The 19476-nt window shown below is 67.5% G+C and carries 16 protein-coding genes; 7 read left to right on the top strand and 9 right to left on the bottom strand.

Annotation, left to right across the window (positions count from 1 at the left end; genetic code table 11):
- Positions 1–361: 361 nt before the first annotated feature.
- The gene (ssb, locus tag BMZ45_RS01690; RefSeq protein WP_091631668.1) at positions 362–910 is read left to right on the top strand and encodes a single-stranded DNA-binding protein; all 549 of its coding nucleotides are present in this window, start codon (positions 362–364) and stop codon (positions 908–910) included.
- Positions 911–1074: 164 nt separating this feature from the next.
- On the opposite strand, the gene BMZ45_RS01685 is transcribed toward ssb, so the two are convergent.
- Complete coding sequence (locus BMZ45_RS01685; RefSeq protein WP_091631665.1) at positions 1075–1707, bottom strand: TetR family transcriptional regulator; 633 nt, start codon at positions 1705–1707, stop codon at positions 1075–1077.
- Between the two features lie 307 nt (positions 1708–2014).
- On the opposite strand from BMZ45_RS01685, the gene BMZ45_RS01680 reads away from it, so the two are divergent.
- Positions 2015–2671, top strand: a complete 657-nt coding sequence (locus BMZ45_RS01680; protein WP_091631662.1) for an O-methyltransferase — start codon at positions 2015–2017, stop codon at positions 2669–2671.
- A 54-nt stretch (positions 2672–2725) separates the two neighbouring features.
- On the opposite strand, the gene BMZ45_RS01675 is transcribed toward BMZ45_RS01680, so the two are convergent.
- Genes BMZ45_RS01675 through BMZ45_RS01650 form a run of 6 tightly spaced genes read right to left on the bottom strand, consistent with a single transcriptional unit; the run spans position 2726 to position 9359 of the window.
- A complete protein-coding gene (locus tag BMZ45_RS01675; protein ID WP_091631660.1) occupies positions 2726–3970 on the bottom strand; it encodes a dicarboxylate/amino acid:cation symporter in 1245 nt (414 codons plus the stop codon).
- A 41-nt stretch (positions 3971–4011) separates the two neighbouring features.
- Positions 4012–4776 carry a L,D-transpeptidase family protein gene (locus BMZ45_RS01670; protein WP_091631658.1) on the bottom strand — a complete coding sequence of 255 codons (765 nt, stop codon included), beginning with the start codon at positions 4774–4776 and terminating at the stop codon, positions 4012–4014.
- Between the two features lie 16 nt (positions 4777–4792).
- Entirely contained in the window at positions 4793–5644 is an 852-nt protein-coding gene (locus tag BMZ45_RS01665; protein ID WP_091631655.1) for a MurR/RpiR family transcriptional regulator, read from the bottom strand.
- 19 nt (positions 5645–5663) lie between these two features.
- Positions 5664–6761: a dipeptide epimerase gene (locus BMZ45_RS01660; protein WP_056181377.1), complete on the bottom strand. Its 1098-nt coding sequence runs from the start codon at positions 6759–6761 to the stop codon at positions 5664–5666.
- Between the two features lie 32 nt (positions 6762–6793).
- Complete coding sequence (locus BMZ45_RS01655) at positions 6794–8197, bottom strand: C40 family peptidase (RefSeq protein WP_091631652.1); 1404 nt, start codon at positions 8195–8197, stop codon at positions 6794–6796.
- Positions 8198–8201: 4 nt separating this feature from the next.
- Positions 8202–9359 carry a DUF819 family protein gene (locus BMZ45_RS01650; RefSeq protein ID WP_091631650.1) on the bottom strand — a complete coding sequence of 386 codons (1158 nt, stop codon included), beginning with the start codon at positions 9357–9359 and terminating at the stop codon, positions 8202–8204.
- Between the two features lie 203 nt (positions 9360–9562).
- Between BMZ45_RS01650 and BMZ45_RS01645 the strand changes: the two genes are divergently transcribed.
- The 4 genes from BMZ45_RS01645 to BMZ45_RS01630 all read left to right on the top strand — a co-directional run bounded on the left by BMZ45_RS01645 (position 9563) and on the right by BMZ45_RS01630 (position 16952).
- On the top strand, positions 9563–11020 hold the full coding sequence (locus tag BMZ45_RS01645) for a transglutaminase-like domain-containing protein (RefSeq protein ID WP_091631647.1): 1458 nt from the start codon (positions 9563–9565) through the stop codon (positions 11018–11020).
- Positions 11021–11062: 42 nt separating this feature from the next.
- Complete coding sequence (locus BMZ45_RS01640) at positions 11063–14041, top strand: TonB-dependent receptor (protein WP_091631644.1); 2979 nt, start codon at positions 11063–11065, stop codon at positions 14039–14041.
- A 95-nt stretch (positions 14042–14136) separates the two neighbouring features.
- Positions 14137–15390: a diaminopimelate decarboxylase gene (lysA, locus tag BMZ45_RS01635; protein ID WP_091631642.1), complete on the top strand. Its 1254-nt coding sequence runs from the start codon at positions 14137–14139 to the stop codon at positions 15388–15390.
- Positions 15387–16952, top strand: a complete 1566-nt coding sequence (locus BMZ45_RS01630) for a serine hydrolase (protein ID WP_091631638.1) — start codon at positions 15387–15389, stop codon at positions 16950–16952. Before lysA ends, BMZ45_RS01630 begins: the two co-directional genes overlap by 4 nt.
- 159 nt (positions 16953–17111) lie before the next feature.
- Here the strand turns inward: BMZ45_RS01630 and BMZ45_RS01625 are convergent, their stop codons facing one another.
- Both BMZ45_RS01625 and BMZ45_RS01620 read right to left on the bottom strand, forming a co-directional pair.
- Positions 17112–18071, bottom strand: coding sequence for a hypothetical protein (locus BMZ45_RS01625; protein WP_091631635.1), 960 nt, complete (start codon positions 18069–18071; stop codon positions 17112–17114).
- 3 nt (positions 18072–18074) lie between these two features.
- A complete protein-coding gene (locus BMZ45_RS01620; RefSeq protein WP_091631633.1) occupies positions 18075–18410 on the bottom strand; it encodes a PadR family transcriptional regulator in 336 nt (111 codons plus the stop codon).
- 178 nt (positions 18411–18588) lie between these two features.
- Between BMZ45_RS01620 and BMZ45_RS01615 the strand changes: the two genes are divergently transcribed.
- The gene (locus BMZ45_RS01615; protein ID WP_091631630.1) at positions 18589–19440 is read left to right on the top strand and encodes an HpcH/HpaI aldolase/citrate lyase family protein; all 852 of its coding nucleotides are present in this window, start codon (positions 18589–18591) and stop codon (positions 19438–19440) included.
- The last annotated feature ends 36 nt before the right edge of the window (positions 19441–19476 follow it).

The raw sequence follows: 19476 nt of genomic DNA, 5'->3' as shown, positions 1-19476 counted from the left end.
AGGCGAGGGTGACGAGCAGGCGCGGGGGGTGTGGAGGCCGCGGCGGCGCCGGCCTGCGGATGATCCGCAGGGGCGGCGGGCCTCGGCGGCGCCGAAGGCCGCAGGGGCGGGGCGGACCGGCCCGCGGCGGACCCCGTTTGGCCGCCAAGCCGGCGCGCCCTGTGCCCGGGAACGGCCGGTCTGCGTCGCGCAAAGCCCGTCCCTATTGGCTCTCAGCCGCTCCGGCGGGTCGCCCGGGCCTACCCCGGGCCGCGGCATTTCCCGACAGCGAGCCGGGCGGCGGCCCGACGGTCCTGGGCCGGCGGTTATACTTCACTATCTATCGCCCGCTTTCGGCGACAACTTAAGGACCCGCATCCTCATGGCACGTGGCATCAATAAGGTCATCCTGGTCGGCAACCTCGGCAACGACCCCGAAACCAAGTACACCCAGGGCGGCATGGCCGTGACCACGCTCAGCCTGGCCACGACCAGCGTGCGCAAGGACAAGGACGGCAACACCCAGGAGCGCACCGAGTGGCACCGGGTCAAGCTGTTCGGCAAGCTCGGCGAGATCGCCGGCGAGTACCTGCGCAAGGGCCGCCAGGTCTACATCGAAGGCTCGATCCGCTACGACAAGTTCACCGGTCAGGACGGCGTCGAGAAGTACTTCACCGATATCGTCGCCGACGACATGCAGATGCTCGGCGGTCCGGGCGGCGAGGGCGGTGGCGGCGGTGGTGGTGGCGGTCGCGAATTCCGCGGCGGTGGCGGCGGCGAGCGCGCCGCGCGTCCGGCCGGCGGCGGTGGCGGTGGCGGTGGCGGCTACGGTGGTGGTGGTCGTCAGGACTCGGCCCCGCGCCGCGATGCGCCCCCGGCCAAGTCCAACGACTTCGGCGACGAATTCGCGGACGACGACATCCCGTTCTGAGTCGCGGCCTGATTCAGGTCACAGCTTCATGAAGTGGCAGGGGGCTCCGCGCTCCCTGCCATTTTTTTGAGCCCGGTTCCGCGCCGTGCCCGGCTCGGTCCATGGCCGGCCGCCATCGCGCTCGCTCGACCTGGCGATTCCGGCATCCGCATGGCCGATCGCGCTTACGGGCGTTCGATGCGCTCGATATAGGCCAGGAACATGTCGGACATGGCGTCCGCGTAGGCCTTGATCTCCGCTAGCGTGCGCGGGGATTCCGAGAACTGCTTGCCCACCGTGCTCAGCGTGGTGCTGATGAGGTCGCCGGCGCGCGCACGCGCGGCTCTGCGCGTGTTCGGCAGCACTTCGCGCATGAAGGCCTGGAGCGTGCGTTCGCCCTTGGCGCGTGCCTGCTTGGCCTCGGGCGCATCGCGGTAGAGCGGGGCGGCGTCGTTGAGCGCCACCCGCATCTGGGCCTCGTCGCATTCGGAACGGATGAAGGCGTGGACCAGGTTGCGCAGCCGTTGCTGCGGCGGCGTGCCGGCATCTTTCAGGATGGTGCTCAGCAGGTCGGTGGTCTGCTGCCACTCGTCGCTCTGCAGCCGGAACAGGATCGCGGCCTTGTTCGGGAAGTACTGATACAGCGAACCCACGCTGACGCCCGCGCGCTCGGCGACGCGCGCGGTGGTGAAGCGCTGCGCGCCCTCCGCCGCCAGCACCTGGGCGGCGGCCTGCAAGATCGCGGTGACCAGCAGGTTCGATCTCGCCTGCTTGGGTTGCTTGCGCGAGGAAATTCTGGGGGCTTTGCGTGCGGTCATGAGGCGGCCTGCCGATGCGGACGGTGAATCCGACGAAACATTCGCATCATAGGCCCGGTCGAGAAAGCCGAGGAGGTCGTCGGCGCTCGTCGCGAACACCGGATCGGCGAGCCGAAACGCGAACGGGCATGCGTCGGGACACGAAAAAACGCTGGATATCGCGGTCGGCCTGCACTCGAAATGGCCGGGAAAACACGCGATTCGTCATCGGTCGAATGCGCCGAATTCGAATGCGAATACGAAACACGACGATTTATTCGTATTGTGTTCCTGCACTGAATTCACCCATACGAAGGCCGAAACGACGATGAACACCCTTGCTACCGCCCCCCTGTCTCCCTTGCTCGAACGCCTCTTCACGGAAGCCGACGCCGCGACCAGCCCCGCCGTCGCCGAGATGTCGCGCGACGAACGTCAGCGCCTCATGCAGAGCAAAACCGAATACCTGGACTTTTACGAGCGCTTGAAGGATCTGTGGCTGCCGGTCTCGCGCGAAACCGGTCGTTTGCTCTACATGCTGGCGCGCGCGGCCAAGGCCCGCAGCGTCGTCGAATTCGGCACCTCGTTCGGAATTTCCACCCTGCACCTGGCGGCGGCGGTGCGCGACAACGGCGGCGGGCGCGTCATCACCACCGAGTTCGAACCGGCGAAAGTCGCGCGCGCCCGCCAGCACCTTGCCGAGGGCGGTCTGTCGGAGCTGGTGGAGGTGCGCGCGGGAGACGCATTGCAGACCCTGAGTTCGGACCTGCCCGATTCGATCGACTTGCTGTTGCTGGACGGCGCCAAATCGCTTTACGCCGAAGTGCTGGCGCTGGTGGAACCCCGCCTGCGGCCGGGCGCGCTGATCGTGGCCGACAACGCCGACAACAGCCCTGAGTACCTCGCGCATGTGCGTGCGCCGGCCTCGGGCTATCTGTCGGTGCCCTTCGCCGACGACGTCGAGCTGTCGATGCGGGTCGGCTGAGTCATCGAGGCGTTGCGGGCATGGTTCGACGGCCGCAATTACGCACCCACGCGCTCAGGCGGATTCGTCGCCCGCGTCCGCCGCGCGCTCGCGGCCGGCCACCACGCCGGTCGCGGCGAGGTCGCCGGTGACGTTGCCCAGGGTCGCGAACACGTCGGGGATGGTGTCGACCGCCAGCAACAGGCCCATGGGCTCCACCGGCAGGCCGGCGGCCTGCACCACCGGCATGTTGGTCGCCATGAAGCTGACCTGGCCGGGCAAGCCCACCGAGCCCAGGCTGATCACCACCGCCAGCGCGGCGCAGCCGGCCAGCTGCGCCGCGCTCAGGTCGACGCCGTAGATCCAGGCCACGAAGGCGGTCACGCCGATGTACTGGATCGGACTGGTCATGCGGAACAGCGACACCGCCATCGGCAACACCAGCGAAGCGATCTCCAAGGGATAGCCCAGACGCACGCGTGCGCTGTCGACCATCGCCGGCAGCGACGCCAGCGAGGACTGCGTGCTCGCGGCGATGGTCTGCGCCGGCAGCACGCCGGCGGCGAAGCGCCGCAGCGGCGTGCCGGCCGCGGCCGCGACCAGGTACAGCATCAGGGTCACCGAGATGTACAGCGTGCACTGCAGGGCGATGTAGTAGCCGACTGCGCCCAGCATGCCCACGCCGACGTGGGCGCAGACCGCGAACATCAGCGCGAACACGCCCAGCGGCGCGATCCACAGCAGCCAACGCACGATCACGATCATGGTGTCGGCGATGGCCTGGAACAGTTCGACCAGGCGCGCGCGACGGGCCTGATCGATGCGGGTCAGGGCGAAGCCGAAGAACAGCGCGAACACCACCAGCGGCAGCATCGCGCTGGCCGCGGCGGCGGCGACCACGTTGCTGGGGATCACCGCGGTCAGCCAATCGCCCAGCGCCGGCGGCGTGGCGGTCGGCGCCGTGGTGGCGGTGCGGAAGGCCTGCACCAAGGCCTCGTCGCGCGGCAGCAGCGACAGCAGGGCCGGTGCGGCGATCGCGGCGAAGGCCGCACCCAGGCTCAGCAGCACGATGAAGACCACCATCGCACGGCGCGCGGTGCGTCCGGACGCGGCCGCGTCGGTGGCCGAGGTCACGCCGATCACCACCAGCGACACCACCAGCGGCACCACCGTCATCTGCAGGGCGTTGAGCCAGAGCTTGCCGATCGGCTGCATCACCGCCGCGGCGCCGTGCGCGGCCTCGGGCGCCAAGGCGACCAGGATCAGGCCGGCGGCGGCGCCGGCGATCAGGGCGGACAGGACGCGGGCGGTCATCGACATGCGGACAGCGACTCCGGGTGGTGGGCGAGGAATGGTTCGGCTCAGGGCGCGGGCAGACGCCAATCCTGCCGCAGTCGGCGCAGTTCCGCCTGCGGCAACAGCACGAACACCGGATGCTGCTGCGGGCGCAGCCAGGCCAGCAAGGCCTCCATCGCCGGGTCGGCCATGGCGGTGCAGCCCGCGGTGGGCTCGCCGGGCGCTTTCCAAAGGTGGGCGAAGATGCAACTGCCGGCGCCGCTCAGGCGCTGCGGGTTGTGCTCGATCACCAGGCCCAGCCGGTAGCGTTGATCGCCGTCGGCATGCAGGTCGCGGCGCATGGGCTCGGTGGACTCGGCGACCGCGTCGCGGCCGACCGCGCCGGCGTCGACGATGCGGTTGTACAGCGGCGAGGCGTTGACGTCGATGCAATAGTCGTCGGCGCCCATGGCCTGGTAGGGCATGGGTGTCGCCGCGCTCGCGCCGTAACCGAAGGCGGTGCCGAGCGCGAACACGCCGGCCGGCGCGCGCCCGTCGCCCTCGCGCTTCTGTGGTCCGTCGGATTGGGCGGGGTGCAGCCCCAGGCCCCAGGCGCTGCCGTTGCGCCCGACCGTGACCGGGGTGGCCGCGCCGACTTCGCGCCAATCGCCGCCGTCGCGCTGGTAACGGCGCAATTGTCCGCCGCTGGCGTCCCAACCGTCGGTGGTCACCAGCACCAGCTGGCGCGCGTTGCCCCAGGGCGACGATGCGTTCGTGCCCGGACCGCTGGCGCAGGCGGCCAGCAAGAGCAGGGTGGGCGTCAGCAGAGCGATACGGAACGGGATGCGCATGCGGCCTCGGGTGGCGTCAGCTGTCGAGCAGATCCTGCATGCGCTCGAGGTTGAGGTCGAGCTGGCGGCGCCGGCCCTCGTGGGCGTCGCACAGCAGCACGAAGATCAGGTCCAGCAGATGCTGCAGCGCCGACTGGTACAGCAGCGGCTCGATATGCCGGCGTTCGTCGTGCGCCGACACCACCAGGGCGGTATCGGCGTGCGCGCGCAACGGATTGGGGGTGTGGCGGGTCACGGTGACGACCTGGCCCACGCGTTCGCGGAAGCGCCGGCCGATCTGGCACAGCGCCGGCTGGCGGCCGTGTTCGGAGAACAGCAGCAGCACGTCGCCGGCCGCCGCGCTGGAGATGCCGGCCTGCATCAGCATCGCGTCGACGTAGTGCACGGTGACGATGCCCAGCATCGACAGCCGGGTGGCGAAGGCGCGCGCCGGGATGCCGTCCTCGCCCAGGCCGATGATGTAGACCTTGCCGGCACGCTCGATCGCCGCGGCGATCGCGTCGATGCGCTCGGCCGGGTTGATCAGGCGGGTTTCGGCTTCCGCCAGGGCCTTGAGATGCCACAGGTCCTCGGCCAGCGCGGTGTGCGGGTCGTCCGCCGCGGTGGCGGTGGGCGCATGTTCCTCGCCGTTGCCGTTGCCGCGCGCGACCGCTTCGCCGATCGAGTACTTGAGGTCGGGATAGCCCTTGAAGCCGAGCTTCTGGCTGAACTTGACCACGCTGGACTGGCTGATGCCCAGCGCGTTGGCCAGTTGCTGCGAGGAGTAGTCGCGCAGCAGGTGGGCGTTGTCGAGCAGGAAATCGCCGATGCGGCGTTCGATCGCCGACATGCGGTCGCGTTCGGCCCGGATTTTCAACAGCGGCGACATGTACGGGGCGGTCCTGTGCTCAGCCGGGCAGGGGTTCGAGGCCGCGGATCTCGCGGATCCCCAGGCCGGGCGCGTCGGTGACCGAGATCTCCGACTCGTTGAAGATCACCCCGCCATCGACCGGATTGAACGCGCACAGAGAGGGCCCGTCCAGGTCCACCTTGGTGATCACGTTGGCCTTGGCCACCGCCACGTGCACGGCCGCGGCGACGCTGATGCTGGTTTCGATCATGCAGCCGATCATGCATTCCACCCCGTACAGGGCGGCGATGTCGGCGATGCGGATGGCATTGGAGATGCCGCCGGTCTTCATCAGCTTGATATTGATGATGTCGGCGGCGCGCATACGGATCAGATCGATGACCTCGGTGGGGCCGAACACGCTCTCGTCGGCCATGATCGGAGTATGCACGCGCTCGGTCACGTACTTCATGCCGTCCAGATCCTGCGCCTTGACCGGCTGCTCGACCAGTTCCAGGCGCACGCCGGCGTCCTCCAGCTGCTGGATCGCGTACACCGCCTGCTTGGCGGTCCAGCCCTGGTTGGCGTCCAGGCGCAGCAGGGCGCGGCCCTCGACCGCGGCGTAGATCGCCTTGACCCGCTCGATGTCGACGCCGATGTCCTTGCCGACCTTGATCTTGAGCGACTCGAAGCCGCGCTCCACCGCGCTCATCGAATCGGCGACCATCTTGTCGATGTAGTCGACGCTGATGGTGATGTCGGTGGCGATGACCGGGTCGCCGCCGCCCAGCATCTTGTACAGCGGGGCGCCGTAGAGCTGGCCCCACAGGTCGTAGAGCGCGATCTCGACGGCGGCCTTGGCGCTGGTGTTCTTCTCCAGCGCGCCCTGGACCAGCTGGGTCAGGCGGTTGAGGTCGGCGATGTCCTCGCCGATCAGGCGCGGGGCGATGAACTTGCGGATCGCCTCGACGATGGAGCCGTGGGTGTCGCCAGTGATCACCGCGGTGGCCGCGGCCTCGCCGTAGCCGATCTGGCCGCTGTCGGTGTGCACGGAGACGACGATGTCCTCGACCGTGTCGACGGTGCGCAGGGCGGTCTTGAACGGCGTCTTCAGCGGGACGCGCAGCATGCCGAACCGGATGTCGGTGATTTTCATGGAGCTCCGATCGCTTCGTGGTAGTGGGGCGCTCAGGGGCGGATACGCTGGATGCTGGTGATGCGATCGACGTAGCTGTGGGCCTCGTCGAACAGCAGCGGCGTCAGCGGCGATACCGATACCCCATTGAGGTGAGCGCGGGCCATGCGGCCCTCGCCGTCGCGGTAACTGATGCCGGTGGTGTCGTGGATCACATAGGGTTCGCCGTCGCGGTCGCCGATCACCATCATCACGTGGCCGGGGATGTAGATCAGGTCGCCGACCTGCAGCTCGCGCACCACCTTCATGCGCGCGGCGCGGTCGTCCTGCTCGCCGAAGGCGATGCGGTTCAGCGCCGGGCTTACCGCCTGGTCGCGGGTGTTGCGCGGCAGGGTCACGCCGAAGCTGCGGTACACGTCCGAGACGAAACCGCTGCAGTCGCGCGCGTTGTAGGAATGGCCCCAGCCGTAGCGCTCGCCGAGGAACTTGAAACCCTGGCGCAATAGGTTGGCCTTGGTCAGCGGCAGGTACTGTGCGGCGGTGTCCTGGGTCTTGGGCAGCAGCGCCGGGGCGAAGCTCAGGCGGCCGTCGTCGCCGCGCAGCGGCAGTTCGATCACGTGCGCGGTGTAGGGGTGCTGGCCGTTGACCGGGCGGTCGGCCGGCCAGTCGGCCAGCAGCGGCACGCGCACGCCCATGTCCAGCTGCAGCTGCGATAGTTTGGGCTGCTCGGGCGTGTACACGGTGCGCGCGGTCGCGCCGGTGACGATCAACTGCGGCGTGCGCCGGCCGTAGCCGAACACCGTCCCGGCCTCGCCCTCGGCGACGTGGCGCTTCTCGACCCAGGCCGTGTAGAGCGGGCTGACCACGAACCACCATTGGCGGTCGCGGCTCTCGTGGGCGATCGCGACCGGGTCGCCGGGGAACAGCCCGCTTTCCTGAAAGCGGTCGATGTCGTGATCGTCGGGCGAATTGAACACCCGCAGCGGCGTCGGGAATGCGCGCAGGTCGGCGCGGTGCACGATCAGGCCGTAACGCAGGGGCTGCTGCTGCGGAATCGCGTCCAGATCCAGCGCCGTCTGCAGGCCGTCCAGCACCTGGGCGGCGATGGGCTGGCCGCGGTCGTCGTACAGCGCCTGGGTCGGCCGCTCCGATACGGAGGCGATCCAGTCGCGGATCTGCTGACGCGAGACCGTCGCCGGCAGGCCTTCCAGGTCGTGCACCGAGGCATCGAGCTCGCGCAGCTTGGCGTTCTGCCCGGCGATCGCCTTCGTGTCGAGCACCACGCGGTCCGCGCGCGCCTGCCGCTGGATCCAGTAATCCGCATTCAATTGGCGTTCCTCCACGCCGATCACGCCGTGGGCGGGGATGGTTAGCGCGGCGGGCGGCGCCGCCGCGAGCGACCGCGGCGCGGCGCTGTAGAGGCCGGCCGCGACGAGCAGGACGAGGAGCGCACGCATCGGATCAGACTCCCGTGGGCGAAAGGCCGGACAGCACGCCGGCCATGAACAGTCCGATGCCGGTGCCCAGCACTAGGCCCAGCATCGCCAACAGCACCGCCGCCGGCACCAGCGCGCGCGAGTACGTCGCCGCCAGCACCGGCGCGGTCGCCATGCCGCCGATCTGCGCCAGCGAAGAGATCCCGCACAAGTACAGATCGAAGTGGAACGCGCGCGCGGCCAGCGCGAACAGGGCGACATGCAGCACCAGCACGGTAAAGCCGACCAGCAGGAACAGAGGCGCGGCCGACATGCCGGCAAAATTGCTCTGCGAGGCCAGCACCGCGACCAGGCAGGCCAGCAATGCGCCGGCCAGCGGTGCGGGCACCGGCGAGCCCGCCAGCGGCGTGCGCGCGAGCACCAGCCCAGCGACCGTCGCGATCAACACCGTCCAGGCGGTGCCGGTGAGGAAGCCCTGCGCGGGCAGTTGCGCGGCCAGCGCCATCGCAGCATTGCCGACCAGCAGGGCGATGCCCAACCACAGCAACACGCCGCCGGCACTGGCCGTTCCATGGGCGAGCGGCGCGGCGGCCATGGGCAGCGCACGCTCGTCTGCGCGCGTCCAACGATTGAATCGCGGCGCGAAGCGCACGGCCGAGAACAGCAGCACCACCCACACCGAATAGCACAGCGCGTCGGCCAGCAGCACCGGCGGCAGCAGGTTGTCGGGCAAGCCGATCGATTGCTTGACCGCGACCAGATTGGCCGAGCCGCCGGTCCAGGTCGCGCTGAGCGCGGCCAGCATCTTCCAGCCGTCGGCGGGCAGGGCGTTGCGGAAGATCAGATAGGCCAGCACGATCGCGACCAGGATGCTGGCCATCGCGCAGGCGAAGACCGCCAGCATGCGTGGGCCCAACGCCAGAATCGCGCGCAGGTCGCAGCCGACCATCAGCAGGAACAGCAGGGCCGGCAGCAGTTGCGTGGTGAGATGGCGTTGGGCCGCCGCGATCTCGGCCGTGCTCTGCCACAGGCCGGCCACCGCCAATGCGGTCACCAGCAGATAGGTCAGCACGATCGGCGGCAGCACTGAGAACAGGCGCCAGCCGTAGCGCCGTTCCAGCGACGGAAACAGCCCGGCCGCCAGCAGCACCACCGCCAGATATGGCCAGACCGTTTCGATCATCGCGTCCCCTCGCTAGCGCCGGGCGGTCGTCGCGACCGGCTCAGTGGGAATACATACTTCACAACGAGAATTTGTCAAGAATAAATTATTGACCAGCCCGTCCGGCCATGTTACACAGCCGTGACTGGGTCCTCGGATGGTCTGGCTGCGACGTGGAAACTTCCGTGCTTCCGCTAGCTTCGGCGACGTCGCCGGCACGCACCATGTGCCTGGGTGTGTGCAGCCTGTGCCTATCGGGCCTGCTGCTCGCGCTGCCTGCGGCCTACGCCGGTTACGACCGTGGCCCCGCCGATATCGTCGCCCTGGTCGATGACGGCCGCTTTCTCGACGCCCACGCGAGCATAGACGCGGCGCTCGCGCGTCCGAATCTGAGCGCCGACGAGCGCGCGGCGCTGGACTTCCAACGCGAGCGCATGCGTCGCATCCGCCTGGACTTTCCGCTCAGCGAGACCGAAGCGCGACGCAAGTTGGGCGAGCTGGTGCCGGATCTGCGCGAAGAAGAGTTCCAAGCCTGGAAGCGCAGCAACCGGCTCGAGCATCTGGACATCGACGGCCAGTCCTACTACTTCAGCCGCGCCGTCTCCAACCTGTTCCTGCTCGATCCCGCCGCCGATGCGCGCCGTCGACCGCCGCGCAAATCCGGCGGCGGACCGATGGAGCAGGCCAACGCCTATCACGACGAGGCGCTGCGCGAAGCGCGCGCGACCGGCAAGCGCAGCGTCGCCCCGCGCCGCGTGCGCGTGACCCAGTCCATCGTGGTGAACGCCGACGCGGTGCCGGCTGGCGAGACCGTGCGCGCCTGGATCCCGTATCCGCGCCTGCGTCCCGGCCAACAGGAGGACCTGGTCTTGCTGTCCAGCGCGCCCGTCGCCCACCGCATCGCGCCCGAATCGGCGCAACAGCGCACGGTCTATCTGGAGCAAGCCGCGAAGGCCGGCCAGCCGACCACGTTCTCGATCAGCTACGAGCTCACCGTCTACGGCCAGGTGCACCGCATCGACCCGGAGCGCGTGCGGGCGCTGGGCGAGCGCCCCGAGCTCGCGCCCTACCTGGGCGAGCGCGCGCCGCACATCGTCTACACCGACGCGCTGCGCCGCTACTCGCGCGAGGTCGTCGGCGACGAGACCAATCCCGCGCGCATCGCGAAAAAGCTCTATGCCGCGGTCGACCGCATCCCCTGGGCCGGCGCGCGCGAATACTCGACGCTGTCCAACATCAGCGATTACGCCCTGCGTGCCGGCCATGCCGATTGCGGGCAGCAGACCTTGCTGCTGATGGCCCTGCTGCGCTTGAACGGCATACCCGCGCGCTGGCAGTCGGGCATGGTCTATTCCGACGGCGATTACGACAACCTGCACGACTGGGGCTGGCTGTATCTGGCGCCCTACGGCTGGGTCCCGATGGACGTCACCACGGGACGCTTCCAGGACGCCAAGGATCCCGGCGTCGAGTGGTTCTATTTCGGCGGACTCGATGCCTACCGCATTGCGTTCAACGACGACTACGGGACCGAGCTGGTCCCGGCGAAACGGCACTTCCGTTCGGAAACCGTGGATTCGCAGCGCGGCGAAGTGGAGTGGGCGGGGGGCAACCTCTACTTCGATCAGTGGGACTACCGCTTCAAAGCACAAGTACTGCCGCTGCCCGGCCACGCGCCGTAGCGGCAGCTCACCACACGGCCATGCTCTAGGGGAAACGGAAACATGCGCGCAACAACGATGAGGAAGACCGCGCTCTGCGTCGCGATGGGGCTCTGCTTCGGCTCGCTCTCCATGGGCGCGCTGGCGGCCAACAACGACGGCTCGCTGGCGGGCCGCACCACGCCCGGCGCCGAAGTCACCATCCGCAGCCCGGACACAGGCTTCACCCGCACGGTCAAGGCCGACGAACAGGGCAACTATCGCTTTCCGTTCCTGCCGGTCGGCCAGTACACCCTGCAGACCAGCATCGACGGCGCGGCCGGCGAGCCGACGCCGGTGACGGTGTCCCTGGGCACCACGACCAACGTCAACGCCGGCTCGCAGGCGGCCACGGATCTGGCGGCGGTGCAGGTGGTGGGGACGCGGGGGATCAGTCCGGTCGATGTCAGCTCGACCGAGATCGCGACCAATATCACCCGCGAGCAGATCGATGTGCTGCCGGTCGAACGCGATGTGGTTTCGGTGGCCCTGCTGGCGCCTGGCGTCGTCAAGGGCAAGGGCTCGCTGGGCGGGCAGGGCCTATCCTTCGGCGGTTCCTCGGTGGCGGAAAATACCGTCTATATCAATGGCCTGAACGTCACCGACTTCTACAACCGAGTCGGCTTCTCCTCGGTGCCGTTCAACTTCTACCGGGAGTTTCAGGTCAAGACTGGCGGCTACTCGGTCGAGTTCGGCCGCAGCACCGGCGGCGTGATCAACGCCGTGACGCGTTCGGGCGGGAACGACTTCCATGCCGGGGTTGAGCTCAATTTCGAGCCGCGCGCGTGGCAGTCGGCGGCCAAGGACCGCTTCGATCGCGATGTCGAGCGCTATCTGACCGCGAGTCAAGACGATTACAGCCGCACCACGCTCAACGCATTCGCCTCCGGCGCGCTGATCAAGGATCGCCTGTTCTTCTTCGGTATGTACGAAGCCCGCGACTACACGCCGCGCAACACCAACGATGCCGGCACCGTCTACAACATGGGCGAGGCCAAGGACCCGTTCTGGGGCGGTAAGCTGGACTGGCAGATCAACGACGATCACCTGCTGTCCGTGTTTGGCTTCTCGGACAAGAATCGTACGACCACCGATGTCTTCGGATACGACTTCGACACGAAAACCAGGGGGCAGCGCACCAATCAGATATATAACGACACGGGCGGAACCAACTGGGCCCTGTCGTACTCCGGCTACTTGTCGGACTCCTTCTCAATGAAGCTGCTGTACGGCGAGAATGAGCGAGAACGCGCCCAAAGTAGCCTCAACGACATCACCTGTAACCGGGTGTTCGAGAATCGTACGGCTAGCCAAGGTGTTCCAGTAAATCTGCAGGGAGATCGCGGCTGTACGTCCAGCCCGTTGATCGAGAATGCGATCGACAATCGAAAGGCTGCGCGCGCCGACTTCGAGTGGCAACTCGGCGACCATTTGTTGCGCTTCGGCTTGGACCATGAGGAGAATACTTCGGATTATCAACGCTACTACCCCGGACCCAGCGGCTACCGATACGACGTCTACTATCGAAATCCGGGCGCGCCGCTCAACGGCGGCGTCGTGCCGGCCAGCGGCCTCGTCGTTCGCACGAGACGGCTTGAAGTCGACGGCAGTTTCGAAACCATCAATTCGGCCTACTACCTGGAAGACAATTGGTCGATCACGCCGAACCTGCTGCTGAACCTGGGCGTGCGTCTGGAGGCGTTCGACAATAAGGGCGGCGACGGCAAGAGTTATATCAAGATCGACGATATGCTCGCGCCGCGCTTCGGTTTCTCTTGGGACATGAAGGGAGACGGCACCACAAAGTTGTTCGGCAACGTCGGCCGCTATTTCCTGCCCGTGGCCAACGTGATCAACATCAAGCAGGCCGGCGGCTTCCTCGACGAACGGACCTGGTACGAGTTCCTGGGCTATGGCACGGGGCCGCAGAACACGCCCATCCTCGGCGGTCAGATCGGGCCGGTTGACAACTCGCAAGGCGACGGCACCGTGCCGGACCTGCGGGCTGAAGTGAATCGCGACATGGAACCGGTCTATCAGGACGAGGCTATCCTCGGCTTCCAGCAGATGTTTGGCGACCATTGGTCGTGGGGCATTACCGGTACCTACCGTAAGCTGCACGATGCCATCGACGACATGAACATCACGGCGACCGGGCGCTGCGGCGAGATCGATGGGGTCTGGATCATGGGCAATCCAGGTCGGGTCAACACGGTCTGGGGAGATACCGACTGCGACGGCAGTAACGACGGCTGGATCGATATCGATACCTCGCGCGAGGGCTGGGCCCTGTACGACGCTGCGGGCAACTATGTCGGTCAGACCGGCTGGGTGAAACCGCGTCGCACCTACAAGGCGATCGAGTTGCAGTTGGACCGCGCTTGGGACGGAAAATGGGCGTTCAATGCCTCGTACACCTATTCGAAGAATGAAGGCAACGCCGAAGGTCCGGTTAATTCGGATACGGATTTCGCGGATAGCGGCCGTACCGAGAACTTCGACAATCCGTGGGTGAACTACAACGGCTATGGCTATCTGGCGAACGACCGTCGCCACCAGTTGAAGCTGCGCGGTGCATATGCTGTGGGAGGTCACTGGCTTTTTGGTGCGACCTTGGACGTCAAGTCGGGCTCGCCGATCACCGGTTTCGGGGCCGGTAATCCATTCGACGAAACCGATTTCCATAGTTATTACATCTGTGTGCAGAACTGCATCGGCCCGGCGTCGCAGCGTGTGTACGCGCTGTCGCCGCGTGGAGGCTACGGGCGTACCGATTGGACCTATGACCTCGGTGCCAGCGTGACCTACCAGGCCAAGCTGGGGCGCGCAGATCTGAGGGTTAAGTTCGCCGTCTACAACCTGTTCAACCAGCAGCGCGAACTGGCGGTCGACCAGGACCTGGAGCCGCAGGACAGCATCGGTACCCCGAACGAACGCTTCGGTCTTGGGAGTAGCTTCCAGGAACCGCGGCATGCCCAGTTGACCGTTTCCGTTAACTTCTAAAACCCCCTTGCCGGCGAGCTGTGGCTTGCAGTTCGCCGGCTTTTTCCCTTTCGCACGACGGCGAGCCTGCCTCTTGCTACCCGCTCGGATGCTTAATGACCGAAGTTGCGTCTTGTCTCGATGGCGTCGACCTGCACGCCCTCGCCGAGCAGGTCGGCACCCCCTGTTATGTCTACTCCGCCAACGCGATCCGTGAACGCGTGCAAAGCCTGCAAGACGCGTTGCAGGGGCTGGACGCGCGCATCTGCTATGCGGTCAAGGCCAATTCCAGTCTAGCGATACTGCAAATGATGGCCGGGCAGGGCGTCGGCGCCGACATCGTGTCGGTCGGCGAGCTCAGACGCGCGCTGCGGGCCGGCATTCCGCCGCAAGCTATCGTGTTCTCGGGCGTGGGCAAGACCGCCGGCGAGATGGCGGAGGCGCTAACGGCTGGCGTCTGGCGCTTCAACGTCGAATCCCAGGACGAACTGCAGACCCTGCAGCGCGTCGCGGCCCGGCTGGGTGTCGTCGCGCAGGCGTCGGTCCGCGTCAATCCGGACGTAGATGCGGGCACGCACGCCAAGATCTCCACCGGCAAGTCAGAGAACAAGTTCGGCGTGTCGATAGACGAGGCGCAGCGCTGGTTCGCCGAGTCCGCCCTTTATCCCAATGTCCGCCTCGACGGCCTGCATGCACATATCGGCTCGCAGATCCTGCAACTGGCGCCGATCCGCCTGGCCTTGCAGCGCGTAGCTGCGTTCGCGCGGGAGTTGGCCGGCCAGGGCCACGCGCTGAGCTGCATCGATGTCGGCGGTGGTATGGGCGTGCGCTACCGACAGGACCAGGATCCGCCGCTCACCGCGGACGAGTATGCGGCCATGCTGCGCGAGACTTTCGCCGGATTCGCCGGCCGCCTCATCCTGGAACCCGGCCGTTACCTGGTCGCCGAGGCCGGGCTGCTGTTGACCCGCGTGATCCGGGTCAAACCCGGCCAGGCGCGTAACTTCCTGATCGTCGACGCGGCGATGAACGATCTACAGCGCCCGGCCCTGTACGACGCCTGGCACGACATCCTGCCCCTGCATGGGCGCGATGCGCAGACGGTCGCCTACGACGTGGTCGGCCCGGTCTGCGAAACCGGCGATACTTTCGCGCTGCAGCGGCGGATGCAGGCCTGCCGCGCGGACGACCTGATCGCGATCGCGGGCGCTGGCGCCTACGGGGCCTCGATGGCCTCGACCTACAACTCGCGGCCGCTGGCCGCCGAGGCCTTGTTGGACCGCGGCCGCTATGCGCTGGTACGGCGCCGCCAGGACTTCGATGCGATGATCGCCGACGAGCGCCCGGCGCAGGAGTGGCTGACCGCATGAAGCGTCCCTGGTTGATCTTGTTCGCCGCGCTCGGCTGCGCGGTGCCCGCGCTCGCGCAGCAGGCGCCGCCGCCGCAAGCCGCGATGGACGCCATCGTCGACGAGGTGGTCCAGCGCTACCGCCTGCCCGGTCTGGCCATCGGCGTGATCGAACACGGCGAGGTCGTATACCGGCGCGGCGTCGGCGAGTTGGTCGCCGGTGGCGGCGAGCCGGTCACGCCCGAAACGCTGTTCAAGATCGCCTCCAACAGCAAGTCCATGACCACCGCGCTGCTCGCGCGTCTGGTTGATGCCGGCAAGCTGCGTTGGGACGATCCGGTCACCAAGTACCTGCCGCAGTTCCGCATGTACGACGATTGGGTCACGCGCGAGATGCAGGTGCGCGACCTGCTGATCCACGACAGCGGCCTGCGCGCGGGCGCTGGCGACCTGATGCTGTGGCCGGAGCCGAGCCGCTTCAGCCGCGCCGACGTGATCCATGGGCTGCGCTACCTGAAGCCGGTGCATAGCTTCCGCTCGCGCTACGACTACGACAACCTGATGTACATCGTTGCCGGCGAAGTCGCCGCCGTGGCGGGCGGGGTGCCCTACGAAGAACTGCTGCGTCGCGAAGTGTTCGAGCCCTTGGGATTGAAACGCTGTCGCGTCGGCGAATGGCGGCGCGACGAGGTCGGCAACGTCGCCCAGCCGCACCGGCGCGAGGGCCTGCGCAACCTGCCGGTGCGCGAGGACGGGGCCGTGATCGCCAATAGCACCATGGCCGCGGCCGGCGGCGTGCGCTGCAGCCTGGACGATATGCTGATCTGGCTGCGGACCTGGTTGCGTCCGGACGACCCGGCCCAGCCCTGGCTGTCGGCCGAACAACGGCGCGCGCTATGGGCCCCGCAGATGCCGATGCCGGTGTCGCAGCGTCAGCGCGACTGGGACGGCAGCCGCTACAGCGCTTACGGGTATGGCTGGCGTTTGTCGGACGTGGACGGCAGTTTCAAGGTGTCGCACACCGGCACCCTGATGGGCATGTACTCGGTGGTGACCATGCTGCCGGAGCGCGACGTCGGCTTCGTGATCTTGATCAACGGCGAGGCCGAGGAAGCGCGCACGGTGCTGAATCAGGTGCTGGTCAAGCATTACGCCGCACCCTCGCAAGGGCGCGACGTTGCCTACTACGCGCAGGCATTGAGGCGCGAGCGCGCGAACACGCCGGCCGCGCAACGGGCGCCCGACACGTCCGCGCGTGCGCCGGCCAGCATCGACGCGATGCAAGGCTGGTTGGGTCGTTATCAAGACCCATGGTTCGGCGGCGTTTCGCTATGCGCCCAGGACGGGCGGGTTCGCTTCGTATCCCGGAAATCGCCGATGCTCAGCGGCACGGTGCAGCGCGTGGGACAGCGCTGGCTAGTGGACTGGGACGACGACAGTGTCGACGCCGAGGCTTGGCTGGACTTCGCCACGGGCGAGGCGCCTCAGGGTGGGGCGATGACCCTGGCCAAGGTCGATCCCGAAGCGGACTTCAGCTACGACTACGAGGACCTGGCATTCGTGCGCACGGGCGGCTGCGATTGAATGGCCGCTCTTTCTCGGTGCAGCCATCCCCGCGATCCGGTGCACGCAGGGGCCAAAAAAAACGGCCGAGCGCGCTAAAGCGCGATCGGCCGTGGGGACAACGCTCGGTGTAGGGCTATCCGGTGCGAGTAAGGTCCAGGCAGCGCTTGCGCAGCGCCGTCATGCCCGCTCCACCCGATCCGGCGCCGGCTTGACCTTGCGCAGCGCCAGCAAGGCGGTGGTGAGCAGCGAGAACGCGACGATCAGCGCCATCAAGGCCTTGGCCGTGCGATCGCTGGTCTGAGTCATCATCACCGGGCCGTCCACGATCACCCACAGCATCGCCGCGCAGGTCAGCAGGACGAACACCGTTTCGATGCGGCGCAGCACCGGCGACCAGCGGCCGCGGATCATGACGGTGGCGTAGAAGGGCAGGTTGAGCAGCAGCAGCGCGAACATCCAGGGCGCCTGGCGCTGCAGGAAGGTATCGGTGTAGGTGAGGGCCTGGTAGGCCGCCGGCGCGGCGCGACCTCCGAAGGCCAGATCCAGCACGACGGTCGGTTGGGTGAGTATGTACAGCCCGCAAGCCATGCCGACCAACGCCAGCGCCATGGCGGCGCGGCCGCCCTGGATGCGGTCGCCCGAGCGCGGTTCCCACTGCGCGGTTTGCGGCCAGCGCCGACGGATCCAGGCGGCGAGGGCGTAGCCCGTCACCAGCATGCCGGGCCACCATAGCGAGGGCACGAACACGCTGCCCCACCAGTAACCCCAGCGATGGCCGAAGGCGCTGAGCAGGCTGACGCCGGGGTCGATGGGTTGGCTCAGGCTGGACCACAGCCCCAGGCCCCAGATGATGAGCAGGCCGATCACCGAAGCGCGCAGGAAGGCGTGCGCGTCGGCGGGATCGATGATGCTCAGGTGGGGGCGGTAGCGCGCCGCGACCTCGTCGGGACGTCCGAACTCGCGCAGGAACGCGATCGCCATCGCGGAGTCGGGCTCGCGCCCCGCGGCTTCGGCGCGGTCCTGCAGCCCTTCGCCGATCAGGGCGCGCAGCTCGTAGGCCACGTCGTTGCGTTGCTTGCGCGGCAACTGCAGGGCCACGTCGGACACATAGGACTCGATCACTTCGTTCGCATTCATTCCTCATTCCTCCCGCAGCAGTCGATGCATGGCGTCGTTCATCCCCTGCCATGAGTCGGTGAGTTTGCTCAGCAGCTTTCGCCCGTTCGCATTGAGCGAGTAGTAGCGGCGCGGCGGCCCGTCCTCGGTGCGCCATTCGCTGTGCAGCAGGCCCTGGGTTTCCAGGCGCCGCAGCAGCGGGTAAAGCGTGCCTTCCTCGATCGCCATGCCTTTTTCGGCCAGGGCCTGACGCAGCTCGTAGCCGTAGCGCGGGGCCCGCAGCTGCGAGAGCGTGGCCAGCACCACCACGCCGCGCCGTAGCTCGAGTTCCAGTTTTCCGAAGGCATCTGAGTCGACCATGTGGCGCACAGTACTGTGTGTTGCACAGTATGTCAAACGGCCCCTCCCCCCCTGGGGCGCCGAGCGGCCGAATTCGAAACAAAACCTATCGTTTGAACATGCCTGGCCTGTGCGCTCGCTATCTTTGCCTTGGCGCACACTCCGGCCATGACCCAGACGACTCAGGCTCGGCCGTTCCATGCGTAGCAAATTGTTCGTGCCCGGAACGCGGCCGGAGCTGTTCGCCAAGGCGCTGGCCGGAGAAGCCGATGCGCTGTCGTTCGATCTTGAAGACGCCGTCGCGCCCGAGCGCAAGGGCGACGCGCGTGCGGCGGTGGCCCAGTTCGTAGGCTGCGAAGCACTCGTTACCAGCGCCAAGCTGACGATCGTGCGCGTCAATGCGCCGGATTCGCCTTGGTTCGCCGACGATCTGGCTGCGGTGGTCAAGCCGGGCGTGGACTTGCTCAATCTGCCCAAGATCGAAACGGCCGATGCGCTGCGCGATGCGGTCGCACGCGTCGAAGCGGTCGAGGCCGACAACGGAGTCGAATGGCCGATCGGGTTGCTGATCAATATCGAGACGCCGCGCGCGCTCGCCGCGGCGGCGCAGATCGCGGCTGCCGCGCATCCGCGCGTGGCCGGGCTGCAACTGGGGCTGGGCGACCTGTTCGAGTCCGAAGGCGTGGACCGGCGCGACCGCGCCAACGTGCACGCAGCGATGTTCGCGCTGCGCATGGCCGCGGCCCAGGCCGGCGTATTCGCCCTGGACGGAGCCTATCCGGACCTGCAGGACGACGAGGGCTACCGCGCCGAGGCGGAGATGGCGCGGCGCCTGGGTTTCCTGGGCAAAACCTGCGTGCATCCGCGCCAGATCGCCTTGGCCAACGCGGCCTTCGCGGCCACCGAGGCCGAACTGGCGGCGGCGCAGCGCATCGTCGATGCGGCGGCGCAGGCGCCCGAGCGCGGCGTGTTCGTGGTCGATGGCCGCATGATCGATCTGCCATTCTTGAAACGCGCACAGGCGCTGCTGGCTGCGAAGGGACGTGCATGAGCGTGCGGGCGATGGGTAGTTCGATTTGCGGCGCGT

Source organism: Lysobacter sp. cf310 (assembly GCF_900114355.1).
Taxonomy (GTDB): domain Bacteria; phylum Pseudomonadota; class Gammaproteobacteria; order Xanthomonadales; family Xanthomonadaceae; genus Lysobacter.
The sequence above is the reverse complement of the archived record's forward strand: the minus strand, read 5'-3'. Positions and strand labels throughout refer to the sequence as shown.

Excerpts from the sequence above, each read along its gene's own strand:
- ssb (WP_091631668.1), top strand. The coding sequence starts at position 362 with ATGGCACGTGGCATCAATAAGGTCATCCTGGTCGGCAACCTCGGCAAC.
- BMZ45_RS01685 (WP_091631665.1), bottom strand. The coding sequence starts at position 1,707 with ATGACCGCACGCAAAGCCCCCAGAATTTCCTCGCGCAAGCAACCCAAG.
- BMZ45_RS01680 (WP_091631662.1), top strand. The coding sequence starts at position 2,015 with ATGAACACCCTTGCTACCGCCCCCCTGTCTCCCTTGCTCGAACGCCTC.
- BMZ45_RS01675 (WP_091631660.1), bottom strand. The coding sequence starts at position 3,970 with ATGTCGATGACCGCCCGCGTCCTGTCCGCCCTGATCGCCGGCGCCGCC.
- BMZ45_RS01670 (WP_091631658.1), bottom strand. The coding sequence starts at position 4,776 with ATGCGCATCCCGTTCCGTATCGCTCTGCTGACGCCCACCCTGCTCTTG.
- BMZ45_RS01665 (WP_091631655.1), bottom strand. The coding sequence starts at position 5,644 with ATGTCGCCGCTGTTGAAAATCCGGGCCGAACGCGACCGCATGTCGGCG.
- BMZ45_RS01660 (WP_056181377.1), bottom strand. The coding sequence starts at position 6,761 with ATGAAAATCACCGACATCCGGTTCGGCATGCTGCGCGTCCCGCTGAAG.
- BMZ45_RS01655 (WP_091631652.1), bottom strand. The coding sequence starts at position 8,197 with ATGCGTGCGCTCCTCGTCCTGCTCGTCGCGGCCGGCCTCTACAGCGCC.
- BMZ45_RS01650 (WP_091631650.1), bottom strand. The coding sequence starts at position 9,359 with ATGATCGAAACGGTCTGGCCATATCTGGCGGTGGTGCTGCTGGCGGCC.
- BMZ45_RS01645 (WP_091631647.1), top strand. The coding sequence starts at position 9,563 with ATGTGCCTGGGTGTGTGCAGCCTGTGCCTATCGGGCCTGCTGCTCGCG.
- BMZ45_RS01640 (WP_091631644.1), top strand. The coding sequence starts at position 11,063 with ATGCGCGCAACAACGATGAGGAAGACCGCGCTCTGCGTCGCGATGGGG.
- lysA (WP_091631642.1), top strand. The coding sequence starts at position 14,137 with ATGACCGAAGTTGCGTCTTGTCTCGATGGCGTCGACCTGCACGCCCTC.
- BMZ45_RS01630 (WP_091631638.1), top strand. The coding sequence starts at position 15,387 with ATGAAGCGTCCCTGGTTGATCTTGTTCGCCGCGCTCGGCTGCGCGGTG.
- BMZ45_RS01625 (WP_091631635.1), bottom strand. The coding sequence starts at position 18,071 with ATGAATGCGAACGAAGTGATCGAGTCCTATGTGTCCGACGTGGCCCTG.
- BMZ45_RS01620 (WP_091631633.1), bottom strand. The coding sequence starts at position 18,410 with ATGGTCGACTCAGATGCCTTCGGAAAACTGGAACTCGAGCTACGGCGC.
- BMZ45_RS01615 (WP_091631630.1), top strand. The coding sequence starts at position 18,589 with ATGCGTAGCAAATTGTTCGTGCCCGGAACGCGGCCGGAGCTGTTCGCC.